Source organism: Halomicrobium mukohataei DSM 12286 (assembly GCF_000023965.1).
GTDB lineage: Archaea > Halobacteriota > Halobacteria > Halobacteriales > Haloarculaceae > Halomicrobium > Halomicrobium mukohataei.
In genome coordinates, this window is sequence record NC_013202.1 from 2,994,681 (window position 1) to 3,019,728 (window position 25,048).

At 66.3% G+C, this 25,048-nt stretch carries 19 protein-coding genes; 11 read left to right on the forward strand and 8 right to left on the reverse strand.

Annotated elements, in window-relative coordinates:
- Nucleotides 1-29: 29 nt before the first annotated feature.
- The 3 genes from HMUK_RS15105 to HMUK_RS15115 are packed head-to-tail and all read right to left on the reverse strand — an operon-like array spanning nucleotide 30 to nucleotide 3,605.
- Nucleotides 30-1,181 (reverse strand): PP2C family protein-serine/threonine phosphatase, encoded by a 1,152-nt coding sequence (locus HMUK_RS15105; RefSeq protein ID WP_015764064.1) that lies wholly within the window; start codon nucleotides 1,179-1,181, stop codon nucleotides 30-32.
- On the reverse strand, nucleotides 1,178-2,398 hold the full coding sequence (locus tag HMUK_RS15110) for an FHA domain-containing serine/threonine-protein kinase (RefSeq protein ID WP_015764065.1): 1,221 nt from the start codon (nucleotides 2,396-2,398) through the stop codon (nucleotides 1,178-1,180). Before HMUK_RS15110 ends, HMUK_RS15105 begins: the two co-directional genes overlap by 4 nt.
- A gap of 25 nt (nucleotides 2,399-2,423) precedes the next feature.
- Nucleotides 2,424-3,605 (reverse strand): vWA domain-containing protein, encoded by a 1,182-nt coding sequence (locus tag HMUK_RS15115; RefSeq protein WP_015764066.1) that lies wholly within the window; start codon nucleotides 3,603-3,605, stop codon nucleotides 2,424-2,426.
- Nucleotides 3,606-4,437: 832 nt separating this feature from the next.
- On the opposite strand from HMUK_RS15115, the gene HMUK_RS15120 reads away from it, so the two are divergent.
- The 4 genes from HMUK_RS15120 (at nucleotide 4,438) to HMUK_RS17705 (ending at nucleotide 5,674) form a co-directional block, all read left to right on the forward strand.
- Complete coding sequence (locus tag HMUK_RS15120; RefSeq protein ID WP_015764067.1) at nucleotides 4,438-4,722, forward strand: hypothetical protein; 285 nt, start codon at nucleotides 4,438-4,440, stop codon at nucleotides 4,720-4,722.
- 83 nt (nucleotides 4,723-4,805) lie between these two features.
- The gene (locus HMUK_RS15125; RefSeq protein WP_049940853.1) at nucleotides 4,806-5,000 is read left to right on the forward strand and encodes a hypothetical protein; all 195 of its coding nucleotides are present in this window, start codon (nucleotides 4,806-4,808) and stop codon (nucleotides 4,998-5,000) included.
- Nucleotides 5,001-5,002: 2 nt separating this feature from the next.
- Nucleotides 5,003-5,449 (forward strand): hypothetical protein, encoded by a 447-nt coding sequence (locus HMUK_RS15130; RefSeq protein ID WP_015764069.1) that lies wholly within the window; start codon nucleotides 5,003-5,005, stop codon nucleotides 5,447-5,449.
- A gap of 60 nt (nucleotides 5,450-5,509) precedes the next feature.
- Nucleotides 5,510-5,674 (forward strand): hypothetical protein, encoded by a 165-nt coding sequence (locus HMUK_RS17705; RefSeq protein ID WP_015764070.1) that lies wholly within the window; start codon nucleotides 5,510-5,512, stop codon nucleotides 5,672-5,674.
- Between the two features lie 34 nt (nucleotides 5,675-5,708).
- Here the strand turns inward: HMUK_RS17705 and HMUK_RS15135 are convergent, their stop codons facing one another.
- From HMUK_RS15135 to HMUK_RS15145, 3 genes are all read right to left on the reverse strand, one after another.
- Complete coding sequence (locus tag HMUK_RS15135) at nucleotides 5,709-6,677, reverse strand: phosphoadenosine phosphosulfate reductase family protein (RefSeq protein WP_015764071.1); 969 nt, start codon at nucleotides 6,675-6,677, stop codon at nucleotides 5,709-5,711.
- 177 nt (nucleotides 6,678-6,854) lie between these two features.
- Entirely contained in the window at nucleotides 6,855-7,454 is a 600-nt protein-coding gene (locus HMUK_RS15140) for a DUF7110 family protein (protein WP_015764072.1), read from the reverse strand.
- 205 nt (nucleotides 7,455-7,659) lie between these two features.
- The gene (locus tag HMUK_RS15145; RefSeq protein ID WP_015764073.1) at nucleotides 7,660-7,998 is read right to left on the reverse strand and encodes a 2Fe-2S iron-sulfur cluster-binding protein; all 339 of its coding nucleotides are present in this window, start codon (nucleotides 7,996-7,998) and stop codon (nucleotides 7,660-7,662) included.
- A gap of 224 nt (nucleotides 7,999-8,222) precedes the next feature.
- Here HMUK_RS15145 and HMUK_RS15150 point away from each other — a divergent pair, with 224 nt between their 5' ends.
- Nucleotides 8,223-9,599, forward strand: a complete 1,377-nt coding sequence (locus HMUK_RS15150) for a geranylgeranyl reductase family protein (RefSeq protein WP_015764074.1) — start codon at nucleotides 8,223-8,225, stop codon at nucleotides 9,597-9,599.
- A 168-nt stretch (nucleotides 9,600-9,767) separates the two neighbouring features.
- On the opposite strand, the gene HMUK_RS15155 is transcribed toward HMUK_RS15150, so the two are convergent.
- Nucleotides 9,768-11,039, reverse strand: coding sequence for an amidohydrolase (locus HMUK_RS15155; RefSeq protein WP_015764075.1), 1,272 nt, complete (start codon nucleotides 11,037-11,039; stop codon nucleotides 9,768-9,770).
- A gap of 78 nt (nucleotides 11,040-11,117) precedes the next feature.
- A complete protein-coding gene (locus HMUK_RS15160) occupies nucleotides 11,118-13,022 on the reverse strand; it encodes a beta-CASP ribonuclease aCPSF1 (protein ID WP_015764076.1) in 1,905 nt (634 codons plus the stop codon).
- 236 nt (nucleotides 13,023-13,258) lie between these two features.
- Between HMUK_RS15160 and HMUK_RS15165 the strand changes: the two genes are divergently transcribed.
- From HMUK_RS15165 to gltB, 6 genes are all read left to right on the forward strand, one after another.
- Entirely contained in the window at nucleotides 13,259-13,747 is a 489-nt protein-coding gene (locus HMUK_RS15165; protein ID WP_015764077.1) for a hypothetical protein, read from the forward strand.
- 47 nt (nucleotides 13,748-13,794) lie between these two features.
- A complete protein-coding gene (locus HMUK_RS15170; RefSeq protein ID WP_015764078.1) occupies nucleotides 13,795-14,520 on the forward strand; it encodes a hypothetical protein in 726 nt (241 codons plus the stop codon).
- 84 nt (nucleotides 14,521-14,604) lie between these two features.
- On the forward strand, nucleotides 14,605-16,059 hold the full coding sequence (gene proS / locus HMUK_RS15175; protein ID WP_015764079.1) for a proline--tRNA ligase: 1,455 nt from the start codon (nucleotides 14,605-14,607) through the stop codon (nucleotides 16,057-16,059).
- 377 nt (nucleotides 16,060-16,436) lie between these two features.
- The gene (locus HMUK_RS15180; RefSeq protein ID WP_015764080.1) at nucleotides 16,437-18,308 is read left to right on the forward strand and encodes a NosD domain-containing protein; all 1,872 of its coding nucleotides are present in this window, start codon (nucleotides 16,437-16,439) and stop codon (nucleotides 18,306-18,308) included.
- Nucleotides 18,309-18,827: 519 nt separating this feature from the next.
- Entirely contained in the window at nucleotides 18,828-20,081 is a 1,254-nt protein-coding gene (locus HMUK_RS15185) for a Glu/Leu/Phe/Val family dehydrogenase (protein WP_015764081.1), read from the forward strand.
- A 262-nt stretch (nucleotides 20,082-20,343) separates the two neighbouring features.
- Nucleotides 20,344-24,912 carry a glutamate synthase large subunit gene (gene gltB, locus HMUK_RS15190; RefSeq protein WP_174259128.1) on the forward strand — a complete coding sequence of 1,523 codons (4,569 nt, stop codon included), beginning with the start codon at nucleotides 20,344-20,346 and terminating at the stop codon, nucleotides 24,910-24,912.
- Nucleotides 24,913-25,048 lie beyond the last annotated feature (136 nt).

Below are 25,048 nucleotides of genomic sequence, written 5' to 3' on the forward strand. Positions count from 1 at the left end.
GTCTACCTACGCATAAAAAATAGTTTTCCTCACGGCGTTTCCCCTTCCTCCGGGAGCAGAACCGTCTCGCGGTCCTCGATGGGGTCCGTCGCCAGCGCGCGGGTCAGCGGTCGATGCTCCGGTGTCGCCGGGAGCGCCGGATCCTGCAAGAACAGCGTCGAGAGGTTGTCCTTCCCGCCCCGGTCGTTGGCCATCTCGACGAGCGTCTCGCTGGCCGCGGCCAGCGATTCGGCCGTCATGACGCACTCTCTGATCTCCTCGTCCGTGACGACGGCGTCGAGGACGCGCTGGGCCGCCGCCTCCGAGCGGTCCGACTCGACGTACTCGTCGTACAGTTCCGGGGCGTCGGTCTGGGCGTCGATGAGGCCGTCGCTGGTGACCAGCAACACGTCTTCGGCGTACAGCGGAACGACGTTGCTGTCGACCGCGACCGTCGCAGCGTCCGGGTCCTGGTCGGCCCCGCCGCCCAGTGCGCGGGTGATCTCGTTGCCTCGGGGGTGGACGTGGGCCGCCACGTCGTCGATCTCGCCGCGATCGCGGAGTTCCGCCACGACGCCGTGGTCCTTGGTCAGCAGTTCGATCGTCTCGCGCGCCTCGTTGAGCAGGTACGCGCGGCTGTCGCCGACCCAGGCGTAGTAACACCGACCACCGAAGCAGAGGCCGGCGACGACGGTCGTGTACGCTCGGTTGCCGGTCTCGTTCGTGTATCGGATGATCTCGCGGTGGGCGGTCGTGATGGCCGCCTCCAGCGCGCTCTGGATCTCGGCCGGCGTCGGCGGGTCGGTCGCGACCGCATCGGGCAGGGTCACGTCGAAGGCGTCCGGGTCGCTCCGGAGGGCCCGACTCGCAACGTCCTGCAGTTCGGTCGTGATCGTCGTCGTGGCGACGTAGGAGGCCACGTCGCCGGCCTCGTACCCGCCCGCACCGTCGGCCAGGACGAACGTCGCGACGCTGCGGTTCCGTGGCTCCGATCGACCCTCGGACTCCTCGCCCGTCTCGTCGCGTTCTGCCTCGGCGTCGGTGCCGTCGTGGGAGTCGTCCGTCTGGCCGTCGGCCTCCTCCGAGCGATCACGGAGGCCGTCGCGGTGGCCCTGTTCGATCACGTCGACCGCGAGACTGTCCTCGTTGATCCCGCTGGACCGCTTGCGTTCGCCGATGTCGTAGTTCGTCGCGTAGATCATGTCTGAGAGACGTTGAACTCGAATGTCGTTCCGTAGCTCGGGTGGACGAGCGCGATGAGGTCGCCGTCCCCGAGCGCGTGCTCGCTGGGCGGATCCTCGCCGTTTCTGTCGGTCGGATCGCCGCCACGCGCTTCCAGTAGCTCCTTGCCGCCGGGCTGGAGGAGTCGCTGCCAGCCGGTCTGGGTGTTGACGTAGGTCCCGTTGAGGCTGTGGTCCTCCAGTCGCCAGATCGCCTCGTCGTTGCTCGTATCGAAGCGAACGTGGATCGGAGAGACGTGCTCGTCGGCGTCGTCGAGCGTGATCGACGGCGTCGTCGCGCCGCCGTCCCGGCCGATCGTGTCGCCGGGGTGGACGGTGAACGACCGGTCTTCGCCGAGCGCCTCCAGGCTCGCCTGTGGCGGCGGACTGGGGTCTTTGGCCTCCAGCACGTACTTCATCGAGGTCGCGTTGGGGTAGCGATCCCGGTAGTCGGTCTGTGTCGCGCGGGCGATGATCTCCGCGAGGTACGTCGGGCAGTCGACGCCGAAGTCCCGAGGGTCGACGCCGTCTTTCTTCGGGACGGTCCCTTTGAGCAAGAACAGGAGGATCTTCCCGATCGAGTACACGTCCGACCACGGGCCCTGCCCGTCCTCGGCGTCGCTGGCTTCGGCGATCTCTCGGGGCTTGTACGGCCCGAGAATCGTCGTTCCGGCGTCGTCGGCGTCGGTCCCGTCGAACCCAGTCGCCGTGTTGAAGTCGATCAAGATCGGGTGGTCCTGTCCGGCGAGCATGATGTTGTCGGGCTTGAGGTCCCGGTAGACGATGTCGTTCTCGTGGAGGAAGCTCATCGCGTCACAGAGCCCGATCCCGACCCGCCGGACCTCCGGGGGATCGAGCGGTCCGACGCGGTCGATGGCGTCGTCCAGCTCGTAGCCGTCGACGAACTGGACGACCAGCACCGGGGTGTCGCCCTCGTCGGTGCGCTCGATCAGGTCCATCACGTTGTCGTTGCCCCCCGCCGCCCGGACGGTTTCGAGCGCGTCGGCCTCTTTCAGGAAGTACTGCTCGATCACGTCCCGGTCGTTGCTGGAGCCGGCGTAGTTGGGAACCTTCACCGCGACCGTGTCGCCGCTGTCCTCGTCGATCGCCTCGTAGGCGACCGCGAAACCGCCGCTGCCGGCCTCGCCCTGGATGCGATACTGGCCGGCGACGAGATCGCCCGCTTCGAACGTCGTCATCGAGTATCACCGGCGACGCGGGCCATCACTGGATGCCGTCGTCGCTGTCGACGATCTGGGTCGCCTGGCTCTGTTCGGCACGACCGCCCTCTTTGACGATCTCGGTCTGGCGCTCGGCCTCCTGGACCGCCTCGGCGTCCTCGCCGTGGATCACTGTCATCTGCTCGACTTTCGTCTCCGCGGCCTCGACGTTGCCCTTGCCGAGCTCCGTCCGGATGACGGTCTGTTTGTGGTCGATGTCGACGGACTCGTTGTGCTCGGCCAGCTTCTCCTGTTCGTCCGTGTACTCGACGCCGATCTGGTCGCTGGCGGTGTCGCCGCGGGCCGAGAGCTGTACGTCCGCGAGCACCTCCTCGCTGCCGGGCTCGCGGGGCGGCGCGTGGATCTTGAGGACGACCCGCTGGCTCTCCCGTTCGATCAGGTCGGGGAGCTTGACCCGGGTGGCGTTTGCCTCCCACTCGGGCGAGACTTCCTGGGCCTGCGGGAGCGCGCGATACACCTCGCTGACCTCGACGCCGGGGGCCACGTCGAGGTCGAGGTGGGCGTCCGGCGCGACGACGGAGCCGGCCTGCTCGACGGCCTCGCCGAAGAAGTCCTCGATGTCGCCGGGCGCTTCGAGGTGGGTCCACGTCCCGCGCCCGGCCGTCCCGAGCGTCCGGATCGTGGCCTCGTTGTAGTCGGTCCCGATCCCGGCCGACTGGATCCGGATCCCGGCGTCGTCGATGGCTTCGGCCAGCCCCTCGAACTCGTCGGGCGTGCGTTCGTTGTCCTTGCCGTCCGAGAGCAAGAGGAGTCGCTTGACCGTGTCGGGCCCGGTCGCGGAGGACGACAGCGTCTCCTTGGCGGCCTTGAGCCCGTTGTACATGTCGGTGCCGCCGCCGGCAGTCAGCTCCTCGACGTGGTCCATCGCCGTCTGGCGGTCGAGATCCGACCACCGTGTCGCGGGCAGGATCACCGTCGCCTCGGTGTCGAACGCGACGATACTCACGTAGTCCTCGTCGGCCAACAGCCCGAAGACCCACGCAGCGCCGTCGCGAGCGCGTTTGATGTTGTCACCCTCCATCGACCCGCTCGTGTCGATACAGAGCGCGATGTGGCGTCGCACGTCCGTCTCCTGTTCTCCCGGCTCGACGTCGATCTCGGCGGTCACGGTCGTGCCGTCGGCCGGTACGTTCGGCCGATTGACGCTCGTCTCGATAGATGCCATGGGTGACAGTAGCTCGCGACTCGTATGTATAAATTGTGCCTGTCGGCCGACAAAACAATGGCTAGTCGCGAGCCGTCGCGTCGGGAACCAGTCCGCGGACGGTCGCGTCGAGGGGCGCGGCGAGTGTGTCTCGTTGGCACGGCCGTACAACGTGGGCGACTGGCAAGGACTTTGTCGCGAGGGCGGACGGCAGCCGCCACGGCGGTCGGTGGTGTTCCCGCTCGACACGCGCACCTGGTGGTGTTCAGATAAGCCGCTGGATTTGGTGAGTTGTAGACACCGAAAGCCCTCGTGCAGTTGCGGTCCCGCGACTCGCGAGAGCCACAGGCTCTCGCTGGCCTTCGCTCACTTCGTTCGCGAAGAACTCGCTGCGCGCGCTTCGCGTGCTTGCCGAGAGGGACTCTCCGAGTCCCTCTGGCCGTGCGAACGGGCGCTTTGCGCCCGTGAGCAGACTTCGTCGGGGTTCCCGCAAGGGCCGGCCGGTAGAACCGGCCGGCCATAACGTGACGGCGAAGCCGTCACGCAGCACTCGCCCTTTCATCCGCCAGGGTTTAGACTGTGAGGCAGCCGAATCCTGGCGTCTGTGCGAACAGGGTGAGCACAGGCTCAGGAGAGCGTGCTCTCCTGGCGGATGAAAGGGCGAGGCGCGGTCCGGGGTTCTGCGGCGGCACTATCCGAACGCAGTGAGGATATCCGCCACAGAACCCCGGAGCGTGCCGAGGGCTTTCGGTGCTTCAGACTGCCTTCACCGATCTCTTATCTGAACACGACCGCGCACCTAGCGGCAAATTTTATGGTAAAGTAGCGAAAACTTCCGCACGGAGAGATATGTATGCACACACCACAGTCGAACGGCGAGGGCGGACCAGAGACCCGAGAGAGCACTGCGTCGGGAGCGTCTAACCCCGGAGAACACGCCGCCTGTGGGCTGGTGGCGCTCCTCGTCATGGGGGTGGCGACACTCTATCTGTATCCCACACTGGTGGTCGCCACGCGACCCCTGTTGCTGCTGTCCTCGACGGTGATCGTAGTCGCGCTCCTCTGGGTGTGGCTCTCCGTCTGGCTGAGCATCGAGATCGTCCTAGAGTGGCAGACCGCACGAGCGCGTACAGAGTGAGGGGCTGCGGTGGCCGTCGCCCCAACATCCCGAACCGCCGACAGCGCCGAAACCTCCAAATCCTCGGGCCGCCCAACACGACCGTGGCAGACATCACGACCCGCGTCGCCGAGACCGTCGCCGAGGCGGCCGGCAGCGACGGCTGGTGTTCGCGCGACCAGATCGTGGCGCTGATGACACAACGGGGTGTCGATCGGATGGAGATCCAGCGCGCACTCCAGCGCGGCGTCGACGAGCGCCGGCTCGAACGGGACGGCAAGCGGTACCGACGACGCTGACGATGCCTGCGCCAGACGAGGACGGCCGAGAGCGACCCGGCGGCCGTCGACCTGACGACCTGTCTCTCCGGTCGGGCGAGCCACGCATCGGCGGGCGACTGGTCGCCGCACTCGCGGAGGGGCTGGGGTTGACCCTCGTGGCCAACGGCTTCTACCTCCCGCTGTCGGGTCCCGACAGCACGTGGGGCCACCTCGCACTGGCCGCCTTCGGCGGCGTCGTCGTACTCGCAGGCGTCCTCGCTCACCGCGGGGACACGCCGTGGCTGACTCTCCCCTTCCCGCTGGTCGGGCTCGCGCTCCTCGTGGTGACGCCGGAATTCGGCGTCGGATCGCTGTCGGTGACGGCGTGGGCGAACCTCGCAGCACTCGCGACCATCGGCGCGCTCCCGCTCGTGTGGTACCTCCGACAGCGAGCCACGGCGCGCCACCGGGCCAGAAAGCGCCTCTGATCGACCGCTGGCCAGCCGACAGTCATCAGCCTTTTCTCCCGCCTCGGTGCAACGGAGGACATGACCGACACGGCCCTCCGACAACGACTGGACGCCGCCCTCGTCCTCCTCGCTGCGAACTTCCTCCTCCTGCTGGTGGTCGCGTTCGAGGTCCACCCGCCGGGTGCTATCGGCGCGCTCGCCCTGACGCTGCTGGTCGCGTACGGACATTTGCGCGGATCGTGACAGCGATCGCGAGAGGCGAAAGAAAACCGCCCGTCTACATGTAGCCCAGATCGCGCAGGCGCTCCATCAGGTCTTCTTTGTCCTGGGCGCGGCCGGCGCGCTCGGTCGTTCCTTCGAGGTCCTGCTGCCAGGCGGGCTCCTGGGCTGCCTTGTCGGTCGAGACTTCGGAGCCGAGCGAGCGGAACCCGGCGAAGTACTTCGGCGAGACGGGGATGTCGTCCTGCTCGATGCCCTCGGGCAGGTCGTCGTCCGTTTCCGGAACGTAGCCTTCCTCGGGGAACCCTTCGACGGTGTCGGGCACGACGAAGTTCCAGAAGGCGTCCCAGACGGCGGCCTCGTCGAACTGGAGGATCGTCTGGATGCGGTCGTGTGGCGGGTAGATGTCCGGGTCGTGGCGCGGCGAGAAGAACGTCTCGTCGGCGCGGGACTCCTGTTCGTCCCAGCGGATGCCCGAGATGATGCCGTCGACGTCGTGCTCCTCGATGGCGTCGTTGAGCGCGACCGTCTTCAGCAGGTGGTTGCCGACGTAGGTGTCGAGCAGGAAGGGGAAGCTGTCTTCCTCGTACTCGAGGATCTCGCGGACGTGGTGCTGGTTGTGCTCCGAGAGGGCGTCGATTGGGATGTCGTCGCCCGGATCGAGTCCGTTCTCGTCGACGTAGTCGCCGATGTCGGTGTTGCGAGCCCAGATGACTTCGAGGTCCCACTCGTCGGCCCAGTGCTCGACGAACTCGATGAGCTCGTCGAAGTGCTGGTAGTGGTCGATGAAGACGACCGGCGGGACTTCGAGGTCGAAGCGGTCGGCGACCTCCTTGACGAAGTACAGCGTCAGCGTCGAGTCCTTGCCGCCGGTCCACATGACGACCGGGTTCTCGTACTGTTCGAGGCCTTCCTTGGTGACTTCGATGGCCTTCTCGATCTTGTGGTTGATCGACGGGTAGTCCTCCGGCGTCTCGCCCTCGCCGTCGGTGTAGTCGACGTCGAGGTAGTCTGGGAATGCTGCCATGAGTAATGAGATATAATTAGATGCGCTGTAAGTACTTTTTGGATGTCCGACAGGTATGTGGGATATTCCCATACTGTGTGGGAATCGGCGCGGTCCCGATCGGCCACTTTTCGAGCGTGCTCTTGGCCCTGCAGAGGTCGTCGTTTCCGTCGAATGACACAGAAGCAGACCGCAGAATCAGCTGATGAACTCGTTGTTGCGCCAGTCGACGCTCTCGTTTTCGGCGTCGTCGCGGGGTTCCTCGACGACGTTGATCGTCGCAGGGAGTTCCTCGCCGTCGACGATCCGGACCGCTTCGAGGCTCTCGTCGACACAGACGATCGCGGTAAGAGTGCCTTTCTCGGCGTTTTTCGCGACTTCACAGAGGACCTGGAACATCGGATACTGCAGGGCCGTGTTCTGGAGGACCGTTTCGAGGTCGCCCTTGAAGCAGGCGTACTCGACCAGCTCCGACGGGATCTCTTCTTCTTCCTCCTCGAATGAACCCCACTGGGGACTGCCACCACCGCTGTTGGGACCGGGTCCGGGTCCGTCCATCTCTTCGGGATCTTCCTCGTAGACCCGATTCTCCGTGACGCTGGCCTTCAACTGGGCCGTCGGCGTGTACTTGCTGATCGTGTCGTCGGCCGAGACAGCGCTGATGATCAGCGTGTTGTTCCGCCGCGTGATCTCGACGTCGGCGATTTCGGGGGGAAGATCGGGTTCCTCGAAGAGGTCGTACGTGTCTTCGAGTGGCAGTTCGAGTGTCGAATGAAGTCTGTATACACGGCTGGTCATGATTGTGCAGGTGTGGCAGTCTCCGACGGCTGACCCCTGGCGCGGGTCTGCAACGATTCGATTCGACGTAGGAGCCACTCGCTTATATGATCTGTCCTTCTCGAAAGTGCGTGGTAACGTCTCTGAGACCGACAGAACGCGGACGAGGTGGGTTCGAGATTCAGTTCCGCGATTCTTTCCGAGACGGATCGAGGAATTAATGGACTCAGTCGTCGGCGGCCGCCTGCTCGTCGCCGGCCGCGTCGGCCGAACCCGCCGCCTCGATACTGGGCGGGTACTTCCCGCGGTCGAGTTTGAGGTCCGAAGCCGGCCGCGCCATACAGGTCAGCGCGTAGCCGTCCCGCTCTTCCTCGGTGAGTCCTCGTGCGGCGGGCTGGACGACGTCGCCGTCGACGATCTCCGCCGAACAGGCCAGACACATCCCCACGCGACAGGAGTACTCCTGTGCGATCCCCTCTTCGAGACACCGGCTCAGGATCGTCTCCTTCTCCGAGACCGTGATCTCCTCGCCGGTCCCCACGAACTCCACGGTGTACTCGGTCATGTCCCGGCGTTCGGAACCACCCGGCAAAACTCTTGTTATCGGGCGGATCGAGGCCGCCAGCGGATCCGGATTCGGCCGACACTGCCCGCCGTGCCCGTACCATCGACCGACCCAGCAGCGGGGAGGTCACGGAGTGCCAGTCAGCAGTGCGAGCGCCTCTCGAACCGACGGATACCGCGTCGTCGGAATAAAGAGTTTTCTCCCTCGGGAGATAGGTCCCGTCCATGACCACCCACGAGTACGACGTGGCCGTCGTCGGCGCGGGCACGTCGGGCTGTTACGCCGCAGCGACGCTCGCCCACGAGGGCTACGACGTCGTCATCGCCGAGCGCAAGGACGCCCAGGAGGCGGGCCACATCGCCTGTGGCGACGCGCTGAAGGGGGCCTCGAACTTCCCGACGGCGATCCCGAAGTCCCAGATCGAGGGCGCGTTCACGAACACCGGCGTCGACCACGGCCGGTTCGAGATCCCCGAAGAGGACACGGTCCTGGAGATCCCGGTCCCCGGCGAGCTGGCCGTCATCGATCGCTGGGAGTACGGCCGACTACTCATCGAGGGTGCCGAGCAGGCCGGCGTCGAATTCCACTACGACACCGTCGTCCAGGACGTACGGCAGGACGACGACGGCCGCGTGACCGGGCTGGAGGCGATCCGGAAGGGCGACCACGCGAGCTACGAGGCCGAACTGGTCGTCGACGCCGCGGGGGCGCTGTCGATCATCCAGGAGAAGGCGACGCTCGATTCGGCGACCTTCGACACGAACGTCAGGTACTCGCAGTTCTGCTCGGCCTACCGGGAGATCGTCGAGACCGAAGAGCCGGTGCCGTGGGACGACGCCCTCGTGTTCAAGCCTGCCAAGCGTGCGGCGGGATACGTCTGGTACTTCCCGCGGACCGACACCGAGATCAACGTCGGCCTGGGGTTCCAGATGACCGAAGACGAGCCGATGGAGTTAGTCGACGACCTCAAGCAGGACCTCCAGGGCCGTTCGGAGTTCGAGAACGCCGAGGTACAGGACAAGCTCGGCGCTGCGCTGCCGACTCGCCGTCCGTACGACTCGGCGGTCGCACCGGGCTTTATGGCCGTCGGCGACGCGGCCGGCCACGTCAATCCGACGACCGGCGGGGGCATCGCCGGGGCGGCCTACGCAGGCCAGTACGCGGGCGAGCAGGCCATCGAAGCCATGGAGGCCGGACGGGTCGACGAGGAGGCGGCGCTGTGGGAGTACAACGAGCGCGTGATGGACCACTTCGGCGCGCGCTACGCCGCCCTGGACGTGTACAACATCTTCACGACGGCATACGACGTGGACGATCTGATGGGCCTGCTCGCCGCGATGCCGGCCAACAAGATCGCCGACGCGCTGTACTCGGGCTCGGCCGACATGGGGCTGGGACTGAAGCTCAAGACCGCGATCAAGAGCTTCGGCCACTGGGGCACGATCTACGACCTCTACAAGACCAAACAGCTCGCCGACCGACTCCTCGAACACTACGAGTCCTATCCGTCGAGTCCCTCGGAATTCGACCGCTGGCAGTCCGAGCGCGACGACCTGATGGACGAGATCTACGCCGTCACCGGTGCGGATCCGAAGTACTGACCGTTCATACGGAATATTGTAGCGGTGTACCCGAGATCGTCTGCCCCGTGGCGGCGATCGCCGGTACGCAACTACGAGAAACCGTATCATACGGATTATTGTAGCGATTTACCGGTGATCGTCTACTCCGTGGCGACGATCACCGGTACGCAACTACAATAAACCGTATCAGTCGTCTTCGTCTGCGATCTCGCGTACCGTCTCCGAGAGCCAGTCGACGCCGATCGCCAGCGACGGCTCGTCCACGTCGAACGTCGCGGTGTGGTGGCCGCCGGGGTGGTCGGTGCCGACACCGACGTAGGCCGCAGTGCCGCCCGTCTCCTGGACGCGTCGCATGAGCACCGTCGCGTCCTCGCTGCCGCCGAGTGGCGCGGTCCGGAGCCGCGAGTCGACGCCGGGAATCCCCTCGGCGACATCGTAGCCAAGCGAGACGAGTTCCTCGTCGTTGGTCGCGCTGGGCGCTTCGCCGGTGCGCTCGACGGCGTACTCACAGCCGTGCATTCCGGCGGCGTGTTCGATCACGTCGTTCGCGCGCTCGCGCATGTACGCCATCAGTTCTGTCGTCTCTCCTCTGACCTCGCCCTCGATGCTCGCGTGTTCGGGGATGATGTTCGAGGCCGTCCCGCCCTCGACGACACCCGCGTTGATCCGCGTCGGACCGTCTTCGTTGCGCGGGATGGCGTAGAGGTTCTGGACGGCCGCCGCCATCGCCTGCACGGCGTTCGTACCCTGTGCGGGGTGGCCACCCGCGTGGGCCGGCTCGCCCGTGAACTCGGCGTGGAACTGGCTGACCGCCAGGAAGTCCGTCACGCCAGCGACGACCTCGCCGGTCGGGTGGTCGAGCCCGATGTGTACCGCCAGCAGCGCGTCGATGTCGTCGAGGTGCCGGTGGCTGACGGCTTTTGCACCGCCGATGATCTCCTCTGCGGGCTGGAAGAGCACCTTCAGCGTCCCGGTGAAATCGCTGTCGGCGATCGCTTCGAAGACGCCGACGCCGATGGCAGCGTGGGCGTCGTGGCCGCAGGCGTGCATCGCACCGGTCTCCGAGCGGAAGCCCTCGGCGACGGGTTCGTGGTCGGGGTCGTCCGACTCCTCGCGGGGGAGTCCGTCGATGTCGACCCGCAGCCCGACCGTCGGCCCCTCGCCGCGCTCCAGGACGGCCAGGAGCCCGGTCTGTCCGTCTTCGAGGTGCTCGACGGTGTCGCGGTCCGCGCCGGCATCGAGGGCGCGCTCGCGCCACTCGGCCAGCGTCGCCTCCTCGGGAACGCTCAGACGGTCGTCGGCGTCGAGAAAGTCGGGGCCGACGATCAGCTCGTCCGCGGTGGGTTCCAGCACCTCGACGAGACGGGCCGTCGTGTAGAACTCCCGCCAGGCGGGCTCTGGGTGTCGGTGGAGGTCGCGTCGTAACGTCCTGAGTCGCTCGTACTGCGAGTCGTCCATACTGACCGGGAACGGCCCCAGCGTCTTACTGGTGTCGGAGCCCCCCAGAGATGCCGGCGCTCACAGCGATCGGCGGCCCTACACGAACCGGAACGTTTCGAGGTTCTTCGGGGAGAACGTCCGGAGATTGTGGTCGTGATACAGGGCAGACGAGAGGTCCTGTGTCGCGGACTCGTCGCCGTGGACACAGAGGACTTTCTCGGGGCTGGGGTTCATCGTCCGGACGAAGTTCTCCAGTCCCTGTCGGTCGGCGTGGCCCGAGAAGCCGTCGACGCTCTCGACGCGCATGTCGAGTGATACGGTCTCGCCGCCGTCGCCGATCGGGAGGTCGTCCCAGCCGTTCCGGATGCGACGGCCGAGCGTGCCACTGGCCTGGTAGCCAAGCATCGCGAGCGTCGAGTCAGCGTCGCCCGCGAGGTGTTCGAGCCACGAGTGGACCGGCCCGCCGGTGACCATCCCGTCGGGTGCGAGGACGATCCCGGGCTCGCCGTCGGCCAGCGCGGCCCGATCGGCGTCGCCGTCGACGGGCTCGAAGGCGTCCGCGAGGAAGGGGTTGTCCGCCTCGTCGAAGATACGGTCCCGCAGGTCCTCGCGCAGGAACTCGGGGTAGGTGGTGTGAACCGCCGTCGCCTCCCAGATCATCCCGTCGAGGTAGATCGGCATCTCGGGGATGTCGCCGGCCCGCATCGCCGCTTCGAGGACGAGCATGAGCTCCTGGGAGCGGCCGACCGCTGGCGAGGGGACGACGACCGTCCCGTCCCGATCGTGGGTCTCCCGGACGAGTTCGAGGAGCTTGCGCTCGGCGTCCTCTCGGTCGGTCTGGTAGTCGTTGCGACCGCCGTAGGTCGACTCCAGGACGAGCGTCTCCACGCGGGGGAACTCGTTGGTCGCGCCCTCGAACAGCCGCGTGTCGTCGTAGTGGATGTCTCCGGAGAAGGCGACGTTGTAGAGCCCGTCGCCGATGTGGAAGTGCGTGACGGCCGACCCGAGCGCGTGGCCGGCGTCGTGCAGCGTCAGCTTGATGTCGGGTGCGATGTCGGTCACGTCGCCGTACTCAAGCGTGATGGTGTGCTTGATGGCGTCTCGAACGCGCTCGGAGTCGTAGGGCGGTGCGTGGCCCTCACCCGTCGTCGCGTCGAGCGCGTCGAGGGTCAACAGGCCGAGCAGATCACGGGTCGGCTCGGTACAGTAGATCGGGCCGTCGTAGCCGTACTCGAAGAGCAGCGGGACGAGCCCAGAGTGATCGAGGTGCGCGTGGGTCAGCACGACCGCGTCGATACCGTTCGCGCCGGCACCGAACGCTTCCGGGATCTCCAGATACGGCTGTTGGGAGGAGCCGGGCACGTCGCCACAGTCGATCAGGACGCGCGACTCGGGCGTCGAGAGGATGAAGGCGTTGCGGCCGACCTCTCGACAGCCCCCGAGCATCGTGATCCGGACGTACTCGTCGTCGGACATCGGCTCGCGGTGGATCTGCCGGCCCACGCGTTCGAGCACGTCTCGGCGCTCGTCACGTTCCTGCTGGAGGAGGTTCCGGACGTTCTGGACCGTCGCCGACTCGATCGGCGGGGTCCGGACGACCTCGGGGGTCCAGCCGACCCGCTGGGTGATCTTCCGGAGGGTCTCGCCGCTCTGGCCGATGACGACGCCCGGCTTCGTCGCCTTGATCAGGACCTCGCCGGTGTCGGCGTGGAAGTCCAGCTCCGAGATCTCGGCTTCGTCGGGCACGGCCTTCCTGATCGCCTCCTCTGCACGGGACGGCGGCGTCAGCACGTCCGGGTCGGGCCGGACGGAGATTCGCTTCCGAAGCTCGCTGGCCAGTCGGCGCACCAGATCACCGTTGCGCGCGAACTGCTTTGGATCGCGGGTGTAGATGACCAGTTCGGGCCCCTCGTAGGTCACGTCGGAGATCGTGATCTCGCGAGGAACGACTTCGTCGATCGTTTCACGCACCGTTTCGAGTTGCTTGTCTACCGTACTCATAGCTCAGAGAGTGCCCCCGGCGTCGTGGGCGGTCGGCGTACGCCGGGACGGACGCTGTGTAGTAACATAGTTCACGTAATCGGCGACCGTCGAACGCTGCAGGCCGGAACCGACGGCCGGAAAACCGATCCTACCTCAGCGTATTCCCCACAGGTAATAAAAGCCTTCGCAATAGGCAGTCCGGTGAGTCCACGCGACGGTGAGACACAAGTGCGGGGCGTGTGTGAGAGCGAACGATGAACGTGACACCCGAGACGGTCAGACGCGAACGCGACTGGGTCCGAGCGCGTGCAGACGTGATCGTCCCGCTGCTCAACGAGACGAGAGCGCACCTCGGCGATGCGTTCGAGGTCTCCGTCGAACCCGTCGACGAGGCGGCGTACCTGGCCGCCGTCGACGAACTGTTTGCCGACGGCGACCGCGCGGTCAACGTCGCCGCGCTGATCGGCCTGCTGCGTGATCTCGACGTGACCGACGACTATCCCGGCTTCGTCGTCGACGAACTGCTGGGTCGCGAACTGGCCGCGATGATCGCCGGAAACCAGCCCTTGCGACTGCTCGCAGAGGCCACCTTCCACTACGCGGACGTGACGACACACGGCACCCCAGACGATCCCGCGGGTGCCGACGACCTCGACGCCGCGCTGGCCGCTGGCTTCCAGACGCGACTCCCCGGGTGGCCGTGGCGAGAGACGGACAGCCCCTTCGCGGTCGGGGATTCGTGAGAGCCGTTGGCCATACTCTTTTGAAACACGGCTTCGTGGGGGCGATTATGGATACGATCGGGGTCATCTGTGAGCCGGACGACGCCGTCTTCGGACGGGCGGCCGAGCGGCTCGCCGCCAGGGGGTTCGACGTGGAGTTCCTGCCGCCCGGAGAGCCGATCCGACCCGAGGACATCGACGCGCTCGACGCGCTCGCGAACAGAACCATCTGTCGGCAGTCCTTCGACGCCCTCTCGTATGCGGACCGCAACGGCGTCGAGACCCTGAACGGCTTCTTTCCGACGACGGCGCTGTCCTGTCGGCTCGTCGTCCTCAACGCGCTGGAACGGATCGGGTACCGCGTGCCCGCGATCGCCTTCCAGAAGCCCGACGCCGACTACGTCGGGAAGAACCGCTTTCGGTGGGACGAGCCGGCGGGGGTCGACGCCGATCCGGAGTTCTACCAGCAGGCGGTCGGGACCGAGCCGTCGATCGAACGCTACTACGCGCTCGACGACGGGATCGAGACGCACTTGCAGGCGCTGACGATCAGGACGAAGCTGACCGAACGGCGGCCGGTGCTCGAAGAGACGAGCGTCCGCGTCCAGCTGGCGACGCGCATCCGCGAGCTGCTCGACCGGTTCGACGCGCGCGCTATCGGGGTCGATTTCGTCGTCGACGAGCACGACGAGTGTTACGCCGTCGACATCAGCCCGGTGCCGAGCTTCGACGGGGCCGGGATGGAACGACGGCTCGCGGATTCGCTGGCGTCGCTGACGACGATCGGTGCGTAGCTCCGGGAACCGACGGCGACACGGGCAGTGGCGGCGACCGGGGAAACACAGCGCGTTTATCCCCCCGGTGTCAGAGTGTTCGGTATGAGCGAAGAGCAGGAACTCGGGATCACGGAGAGCAAGGAACACAGTCCCGGCGAGTGGTACGCGGAGGTCGTCCAGAAGGCCGGTCTCGCGGACTACGCGCCGATGGGCGGATTCATCGTCACGCGCCCGCGTGGCTACGCCATCTGGGAGCAGATCCAGACCCACCTCGACGGGTGGTTCAAGGACACCGGCGTCCAGAACGCCTACTTCCCGATGTTCATCCCCGAGAGCTACCTCGAACGGGAGAAAGACATCGTCGAAGGGTTCGACCCCGAGGTCGCGTGGGTGACCCACGGCGGCAACGAGGAACTCGAAGAGCGACTCGCCGTGCGTCCGACGAGCGAGTCCATCATCGCGCCGTTCCTCGCCCAGTGGACGCGCTCGCACCGCGACCTGCCGCTGCGGATCAACCAGTGGTGTTCGGTCGTCCGGTGGGAGGCCACCGAGACGAAGCCGTTCTTCCGCACGAAGGAGTTCCTCTGGCAGGAGGGCCACACCGCCCACCGCGACGAGGACGACGCCTGGGAGGAGACGATGACGCGGCTCGACCAGTACGAGAAGCTGTACGAGGACGTACTGGCGATGCCGCCGCTGAAGGGCCGCAAGCCCGAACACGACAAGTTCCCCGGCGCACACACCACGACGACGGTCGAGACGCTGATGCCCGACGGCAAGTCCGTCCAGGCCGCGACCTCCCACTACCTCGGGACGAGCTTCGCCGAGGCCTTCGACATCACCTACGTCGACGAGGACGAAGAGGAGGAGACCGCTCACACCACGTCGTGGGGCCTCTCGTGGCGCGCGATGGGCGCACTCATCATGACCCACTCCGACGATCAGGGGCTGGTGCTCCCGCCGACGCTCGCGCCCAAGCAGGTCGTCGTCGTGCCGATCTGGCAGGAAGACACCAAAGACGAGGTGCTTGAGTACGCCGCCGACGTGGCCGCCGAACTCGACGAGGCGGGCGTTCGCGTCCACTTCGACGACCGCGACCACCGCAACCCCGGCTTCAAATACAACGACTGGGAGCTCAAGGGCGTGCCGCTGCGCGTCGAGATCGGCCCCAACGAGGTCGAAGACGAGGAACTCACCCTCTCGCATCGCCCCGACGGCGAGTCGATCACCGAGAGCCGCGACGGTCTCGAAACCACCGTTCGAGACCACCTCGACGAGGTCTTCGCGAAGCTGTACGCCAGCGCCGAGGAGACGCTGGAAGGCGAGATCCGCGAGGCAACGTCTCGCGAGGAGATTCTCGGCACGATCGGCCAGCACGGCGGCTACGTCAAGTGTGGCTGGTGTGGCGACGAGGACTGCGAAGAGCCTATCAAAGAGGCCATCGCCGCAGAGATCGTGATGGTCCCCCTCGACCGCGACGAGGAACCGATCCACGAGGAGTGTGCCATCTGCGGTGAGAACGCCGAGGAGACCGCCTACTTCGCGAAGTCGTACTAGCATACCGCGCCGAAGGCGCGGTTTCACCGAGTGCGAGCGGAGCGAGTACTCGGCTTTTTCATCGACGTTTTTCGAGGAGTGGTGCCCGCAGTGAGCGAAGCGAGCGAGGACACCCGACGCTGAAAAAGGTCGGAGTGTGCCATCTGCGGTGAGAACGCCGAGGAGACCGCCTACTTCGCGAAGTCGTACTAGCATACCGCGCCGAAGGCGCGGTTCACTGCTGGCGGAGACGCCGAGGAGACCGCTCACTCTGTCGGGAGCAGTTGCGGGACTCGGCTACAGACGTACGCCACCAATTTTTATGTCGAACTAGCTCGTGAGAAACGATAGCTGACCGGCCTCCGGGGTGGTGAGGGGCCGATCGGACACAGGGGATCATGGGACACAGCAACAGCACGCACAGGGGTGTGGCTCTCGTCGTCCTGGCACTGGTGGTCGCAGCCGCGGTGCCGGGCGTCGTCGGGAGCCAGACCGCGAGTATCGACGAGTGTCGGACGATCGAACAGAGCGGGACCTACGAGCTGTCGGGCGCGATCGAGGCGACCGACGTGGACCGCTGTCTGGAGATCCGGAGCGACGACGTCGTCGTCGAGGGCAACGGCCACACGCTGGCCGGCGGTGACCGGGACGAGGGGACGGTCGGGATCCACGTCGGCGGGAGCGAGAACGTCCAGATCCAGAACGTCGTCGTCACGGGATGGGACACCGGTCTCCATGCCGCGGCCGCGGACGGCGCGACGATCAGCGGCGTCACCGCCGTCGAGAACACGGACGGAATCGAGATCGTCGGCAGCGACGGCGTGACTCTCAACGGTCCGACTGCCCGGGCGAACACAGAGCGGGGACTCTCACTCGGGCGCGGAGCGACCAACACCGTCGTCCGCGGCGGAGTCGCGGCCGACAACGGGGCGGACCTCGCCGTCGCGGGCGGCGACGGAAACCGAGTCCGATCGCTCTCGCTGGGCGAATCGACGGCCCCGGAGACGAGAGTCTCCGCGACGCCGATCAGGAACGCCACGATCCGGAGTGTGGAGTCGATTCCGAACTCTCCGGACGGACAGCAGTCGGCCGGTCGGGCCGCCGCGATCACGGCGCTGGGCAGCGACACCGAGCTCTCGCTGCGCCTCCACTACGAGGACGGTGACGTCGACGACGAGTCGGCGCTGTCGATCTGGAGCTACGGGGCCGAGAGCTGGGCGACGGTCGGCGGCAGCGTGGACGCGGAGCAAAACAGGGTCAGCGCATCGATCGACCGGTCGGCGTTCCCGACGGGGACGACGCGATTCGCCGCGCTGGCCGGCGAAGGGAGCTCGACGCGCCAGACGGCGACGGAGACGCCAACGGCGACGCCGACCAGCACGCCAGTGTCGACCGAGGCGACGGACACGGCGACGGACGGTACCGAAGCCGCGACCGCGACTTCGGCGGGCGGCGGCGACGACGAGACGCCGAGCGACGAGCGCGAGTCGACCGACACGGCGGAGACGACCCGAGAGGGCGACGAGTCGGCTGCCGGCGATGGGACGGCCGTGAACGCGAGCGCCGACGGCGCGGCCGACACCGAGAGCACGGGCGGCGAACGGACCGGCACGACGACGAGCGAGGGGGCCGCTGGCGAGAGCGGTGGCGGAGTGTTGATCTACCTGCTGGCAATCCCGCTCCTCGGGCTCGTCGTCGGCGGAGTCGTCACGGGCGGGCTCCTCGTCCGGCGATCCGACCGAGTCGGCGAGTGGCTTGCCGGTGGAGAGGGAGACGACGAGAACGACGCGGACGAAGGTGACGATCCGAAAGCAGAGACCGAAGGTCAGACGACCGGCGACGCCGTCCGTGGCGTTCGAGATCTGACCAACTGTGGGGACTGCGGGGAGATCGTCGGGACGAACGAGCAGTTCTGTAGCCAGTGTGGTGCGAGACTCCGCGAGAACGCCGACGACGACCCCGAGAGACCGGTCCCGACGACGCTGACGCTGTCGGTCGGCGGCCGCGAGATTGCGGTCAGAGACGGAACGACCGTCGACGAGCAACTCCGCTCCCTGTTGCGCGACGGCGGGAAGCCCGAACAGACCAAGTGGATCGACGACGGGCATCTCGTGTTCCAGCGAACGGACGACGGGTTCGTTCTCACGACCCGTGGCGACAACCTGACCAGAGTGAACGGCGAGCGAGTGCGCCCCGGCAAGACGGCGCACATTGCGCCCGGCGACGAGATCGAAGTGTCGGGACTGCTCGCGCTCTCGGTCAGACAGTAGCACGCCGCCCGCTACCGATCCGAGAGCTGTCGACGTACCGGACAGGCAGTCGCCTGATACGGACGGTTGTAGGCGTTTACCCAGTCGACCGCACGACGGCGTGCGGTCGATCTGGTAAAGACCTACAACTTCCGTATGAGAGAAGCAGAGCCGCCGCTGTCGTCGACGCGGTCTGTCACGTGAGAGCGGACGAGCGACGGCCGTGACGAAACGAAGATGGGGTCGAGGGAGCGTGTGACATTCTCCGGTGCCCCCGGGAGAGAGTGGCGGATGGTTCACCATAAAAGGGCGTCAGACTGTCGTGTGACAAACGACAGACTGAGGGAGGAATGCGGACCTTGTTGCCGTTAGAACGGTCGATCACCGCCTTGTGCGTGATATAGTCACATACAAGGAATATGTGCGCCACCAAATAATACATATTCATCGGAGGAATATTACGTCATGTTTTTATATTGGATGGTCATGCACTCTGTATCGTTTCGTTATCTTTTAAGGTCGGTGTACAAACATTCAGTTATGGCAGACGTGAACCCGTTCGAGAGTTTCCAGGAGCAGGTAGACGACGCGGCAGCGTACCTCGACGTCGACGAGGGAATGCTCGATCGTCTCAAGAACCCGGAGCGCATTCTGGAGACGAACCTCGCCGTCGAGATGGACGACGGCTCCATCGAAGTGTTCCGCGCGTACCGCTCGCAGTTCAACGGCGACCGCGGCCCGTACAAGGGCGGAATCCGCTATCACCCGAACGTCTCTCGCGAAGAAGTGAAAGCACTGTCGGGCTGGATGGCCTACAAGACGGCGACGGTCGACATCCCGCTCGGCGGCGGTAAGGGAGGTATCATCATCGACCCCAGCGACTACTCCGAGAGCGAACTCGAACGCGTCACCCGCGCGTTCGCGAAGGAGTTGACGCCGCTGATCGGCGAGGACCGAGACGTGCCCGCGCCCGACGTGAACACGGGCCAGCGCGAGATGAACTGGATCAAAGACACCTACGAGACGATCGAGCGCACGACCGAGCCCGGCGTCATCACCGGGAAGGACCTCGCGAGCGGCGGCAGCGAGGGCCGCGTCGAGGCGACCGGTCGCTCGACGGTCATCGCCGCCCGCGAGGCTTTCGACTACCTCGGCGAGGACATCGCCGACGCCACCGTCGCAATCCAGGGCTACGGGAACGCGGGCTGGATCACCGCCAAGCTCGTCGAGCAGATGGGTGCGACGGTCGTCGCCGTCTCGGACTCCAGCGGTGGGATCTACAGCGAGGACGGCTTCGACGCCGTCGCAGCGAAAGACCACAAGCGTGAGACCGGCTCCGTCGTCGGCTTCCACGGTGCCGACGAGGAGATCACGAACGAGGAGCTCCTCCAGCTCGACGTGGATCTGCTGGTCCCGGCCGCACTGGAGAACGCGATCGACGCAGAGATCGCCGAGGGCGTCCAGGCGGACGTGATCTCGGAGGCAGCCAACGGCCCAATCACGCCCGACGGCGACGACGTGCTCGAACAGAAAGACGTGCTCATCGTCCCCGACATCCTCGCCAACGCCGGTGGCGTCACGGTGTCGTACTTCGAGTGGGTCCAGAACCGCCAGCGCTTCTACTGGGACGAGGAGACCGTCAACGAGCGGCTCGAAGACATCATCGTCGAGCAGTTCGACACGCTCGTCGACGCCTACGAGGAACACGACCTCCCGAACATGCGCATCGCGGCCTACGTCGTCGCCATCGAGCGCGTGCTGACCGCCGCCGAGCAGTCCGGCACCTGGCCGTAGACCGGCCTGGGACCGTCGTCGAGACGCCTGTCGTTGCGTTCCCGTTCATCGGCGACGCTACCGTCGCCAGCGACGAGCGGAGAGACTACAGAACCGTCTTCTTTGCCGTGTAACGGTCGGTCGTACCGGCGATGTCGGAGACCCTCATGATTGATCCGTATAGAACCTTATATGGTAATAATACTCATGGAAATGTGTATAGTGTACCCTTATTGTATCAGGGACACCCTCTTGTGGGGGAACCACTATGCTCGGATCACATATGGTTGAGCGACAGCAGAGTGACCGGTCCGGGAGCGCCGCAGGGCTCGCGGACCCGACCGATGCTCGGTCGAACTGCGGTGTCGGGGTCGTCATGGATCTCGACGGCGGGTCACACGACTGGGTGGTACAGGACGGACTCGAACTACTGGCGAACCTCGAACACCGCGGGACCACCGGTGCCGAAGAGGACACCGGCGACGGCGCAGGTATCATGCTGCAGATCCCACACGATTTCTTCGCGGACGAACTCGACATCGATCTCCCCGACCCCGGCGCGTACGCCGTCGGGACGCTCTTTCTCCCACAGGACGACGACGAGGCCGCGGCGCTGAAAGATCTCGTCGAATCGACGCTGGCCGAAGAAGGGCTCGACGTGCTGGCCTGGCGCTCGGTGCCGACGGACAACGAGGATCTCGGCGCGACGGCACTCGAATCGGAGCCGGACGTGACACAGGTCGTCGTCACGTCGGCCACCGGCGCGACCGGCGACGCCTTCTCGCGACAGCTCTACGTCGGTCGCCGCGTGCTGGAGAACGAAATCGAGACGGCGGAGCCGGCGGGCCACGAACGGTTCTACGTCTGCTCGCTGGACCACGAGACGATCGTCTACAAGGGGCTGTTGAAGGCGGAACAGCTGTCGGGCTACTACCCCGATCTGAGCGACGAGCGGTTCGAATCGACGTTCGCGCTGGTCCACGCCCGCTTCTCGACGAACACGCTCGGCGCGTGGCACCTCGCTCACCCGTATCGGAACATCATCCACAACGGCGAGTTCAACACGATCCAGGGCAACATCAACTGGATGCGCGCCCGCGAGACCGACATCGAGAGCGACGCGTTCGACGACGGCGAGCAGAGCGCGCAGTCGGACATCGAGAAGATCAAGCCGATCATCGACGATCCCGACCAGTCCGACACCGCGAGCGTCGACAACGCGCTCGAACTCCTCTTGCAGGACGGTCGAGACCTGCCCCACGCGCTCCGGATGCTCATTCCGGAGGCCTGGCGGGGCGAGATGAACGACGTGCAGGGCGACCGGCGGGACTTCTACGACTACCACGCCTCGCTCGTCGAACCGTGGGACGGTCCGGCGCTCGTCGCCGCCACCGACGGTGACCGCGTCGGCGCAGTGCTCGACCGCAACGGCCTGCGCCCCTGCCGGTACGACATCCTGCAGGACAACACGCTGGTGATGTCCTCCGAAGCCGGCGCGCTCGATCACACCGCCGACGAGATCGACGAACGCGGCCGTCTCCAGCCGGGGCAGTGCTTCCTCGCCGATCCCGAAGAGGGTCGCGTCATCCCCGACGAAGAGGTGTTCGAGGACATCAGCGACGAGAAGTACGGCGAGTGGGTCGAACACGAACAGGTCGGCATCGACGACATCGCCGGCCGCGAGTCCGACGCGCCGATCGGCGACGTGGACGGACTCCGGAGCCATCAGGCGATGTACGGCTACACCTACGACGAGGTCGACCACCTCATCCAGCCGATGGCCGAGAAGGGGAAAGACCCCGTCGGCTCGATGGGCGACGACACGCCGCTGTCGGTGCTCTCTCAGTTCAACCGGCCGCTGTTTACCTACTTCAAGCAGCTGTTCGCACAGGTGACGAACCCGCCGCTGGACTACATCCGCGAAGAACTCGTCACCTCGCTGGAGTCGCGGCTGGGCTACCAGCGGAATCTGCTGGCCGAGACACAGGAACACGCCCGCCAGCTGGTGCTCGACTCGCCGATCCTCAGCGACGAGGAGACGGCGGCGATCAAAGAGCTGGACGAGAACGGGATGTCGTCGGCCGTCCTCGATATCACCTACGAGAGAGGGACCGACCTCCGGGAGGCGATCGAGGACGTTCGCGACGAGGCGACCGCGGCCGCGACCGACGCCGACGTGCTCGTGCTCTCGGACCGCGCGGCGGGCGAAGACCGCGTCCCGATCCCGAGCCTGCTGGCGGTCGGCGGCATCCACCACCACCTCGTCCGCAACGGGCTTCGCAACCACGTCGGACTCGTCGTGGAGTCCGGTGATCCACGGGCGGTGCATCACTTCGCGACGCTGATCGGCTACGGTGCGGGTGCGGTCAACCCCTACCTCGCCTACCAGACGATCGACGACCTCGTCGCCGGGCCGGACGGTGCGGACCTGGAGGCAGCGATCGGCGCGTACATCACCGCCGTCGAGGACGGACTGCTGAAGACGATGGCCAAGATGGGCATCTCGACGGTCGAGTCCTACCAGGGAGCCCAGATCTTCGAAGCCGTCGGGCTCGGCTCGGACTTCGTCGCCGAGTACTTCGAGGGGACGACCTGCCGCACGGAGGGGATCGGCATCGACGAGATCGAGGCCGACCTCCGCCAGCGCCACGATATCGCCTGGAGCGAAGAGGAGCCGGACATGCCCCGACAGGGCGAGTACGAGTTCCGGTCGGACGGGATCCACCACCAGTGGAACCCGGATACGGTGGGCAAGCTCCAGCAGGCGGTCCGGATGGGCGACTACGAGACCTACAAGGAGTTCGCAGCGGAGATCAACGACCAACAGCAGACCCTCCAGACGCTGCGGGGCCTCCTGGAGTTCGACGACGATGCCCGCGAGTCGATCCCGGTCGAGGACGTAGAGCCCGTCTCGGAGATCGTACAGCGCTTCGAGACGGCCGCGATGAGCCTCGGGAGCCTCTCTCCCGAGATGCACGAGAACAACGCCATCGCGATGAACCGGATCGGTGCCAACGCCAACACCGGCGAGGGCGGCGAGCCGCCCGAGCGGTTCGGGACCGAGAAGGAGTGTACGACCAAGCAGGTCGCCTCCGGGCGCTTCGGCGTCACGAGCGACTACCTCGCCTCTGCCGAGGAGATCCAGATCAAGATGGCACAGGGCTCCAAGCCCGGCGAGGGCGGGCACCTGCCCGGCAAGAAGGTCAACGAGATGATCGCCCACGTCCGGTACGCGACGCCGGGCGTCGGCCTCATCTCTCCGCCGCCGCTGCACGACATCTACTCCATCGAGGACCTCAAGCAGCTGATCCACGACCTGAAGGCGGCCAACCCCGACGCCGACATCAACGTCAAGCTCGTCGCGGAGGACGGCATCGGGACGATCGCGGCCGGCGTCGCGAAGGCGAACGCCGACGTGGTCCACATCTCGGGCCACTCCGGTGGGACCGGCGCGTCGCCGAAGACGTCGATCAAGAACGCCGGCCTCCCCTGGGAGCTGGGGCTGGCCGAGGCAAACCAGATGCTCAGCGCGACCGAACTGCGCGACCGGATCAGAGTCACCTCCGACGGCGGGATGAAGACCGGCCGCGACGTGGCCGTCGCCGCGCTGCTGGGCTCGGAAGGGTACATCTTCGGAACCGCGTCGATGGTCACCTCGGGCTGTGTGATGGCCCGACAGTGCCACGAGAACACCTGCCCGGTCGGCGTCGCCACCCAGAACGAGAAGCTACGTGACCGCTTCCCGGGCGAACCCCAGCACGTGGTCAACTACATGACCTTCATCGCCCAGGAGCTGCGCGAGATCATGGCCGAGCTCGGCTTCGAGACCATCGACGAGATGGTCGGTCGAGCGGAGCTGCTCCGACAGCGCGACGACATCGAGAACCCCAAGGCCAAGAAGCTGAACCTCTCCGGACTCGTCGCCGAGCCGGAGGGCGACCAGCGCATCAAGAGCCGCGAGCAGGACCACGACATCGACGAGCAACTCGACTGGGAGCTCATCGAGGCCGCCCGGCCGGCGCTCGAAGACCGCGAGCCGGTCGCGATCGAGACGGAGATCGACAACGTCCACCGCGCGGTCGGTGCGACCCTCTCGAACCGCATCAGCGAGCGGTACGGCACCGACGGACTGGCCGACGACACCATCCGCGTCGACCTCGACGGGACGGCCGGCCAGTCGTTCGGGGCCTTCCTGCAGGACGGCGTGACCATGGCGCTGGACGGGACCGCCAACGACTACGTCGGCAAGGGCCTCTCCGGCGGGAAGGTGATCGTCGAGACGCCACAGACGGCCGCCTTCGACCCCGCCGAGAACATCGTCGTCGGCAACGTCGCGCTGTACGGCGCGACCCAGGGCGAGGCCTACGTCAACGGGATGGCCGGCGAACGCTTCGCCGTCCGCAACTCCGGGGTCAAGGGCGTCGTCGAGGGCGTCGGCGACCACGGCTGTGAGTACATGACCGGCGGTGCCATCGTCGTCCTGGGCGAGACGGGCAAGAACTTCGCGGCCGGGATGTCCGGCGGCGTCGCCTACGTCTACGACCCCGACGGCGACTTCGAGCAGCGAGCCAACACCGGGATGGTCTCGCTGTCTCGAACGCTGGAAGGGAAAGACGAGCAGATGCTCACCCGACTGGTCGAGAACCACGCCGCCTACACGGACTCCGAGCGGGCGAAGACGCTGCTCGACGACTGGGACGCGGCGCTGTCGGACTTCGTGAAGATCATGCCCGACGCCTACGCCGAGGTCATCGACGAGCGCGACCGCGACGACGTGCGCAACGAACCGCCCGCGTCGGCCACGCCCGAGGCTGGCGCGGCCGAGGGCGGTATCGCGACCAGCGACGACTGATCGAGACCATCGGGCTCGATTCCCGGGTCGATCGGCGGACGACTCTTTTTTGCCGCTCGGCTGTGGACCACCGGCCGTGCCTCCACAGTCCGTTCCTGACGCACCACGCGAGTCGGTACCCGTAGGACCAACCGTT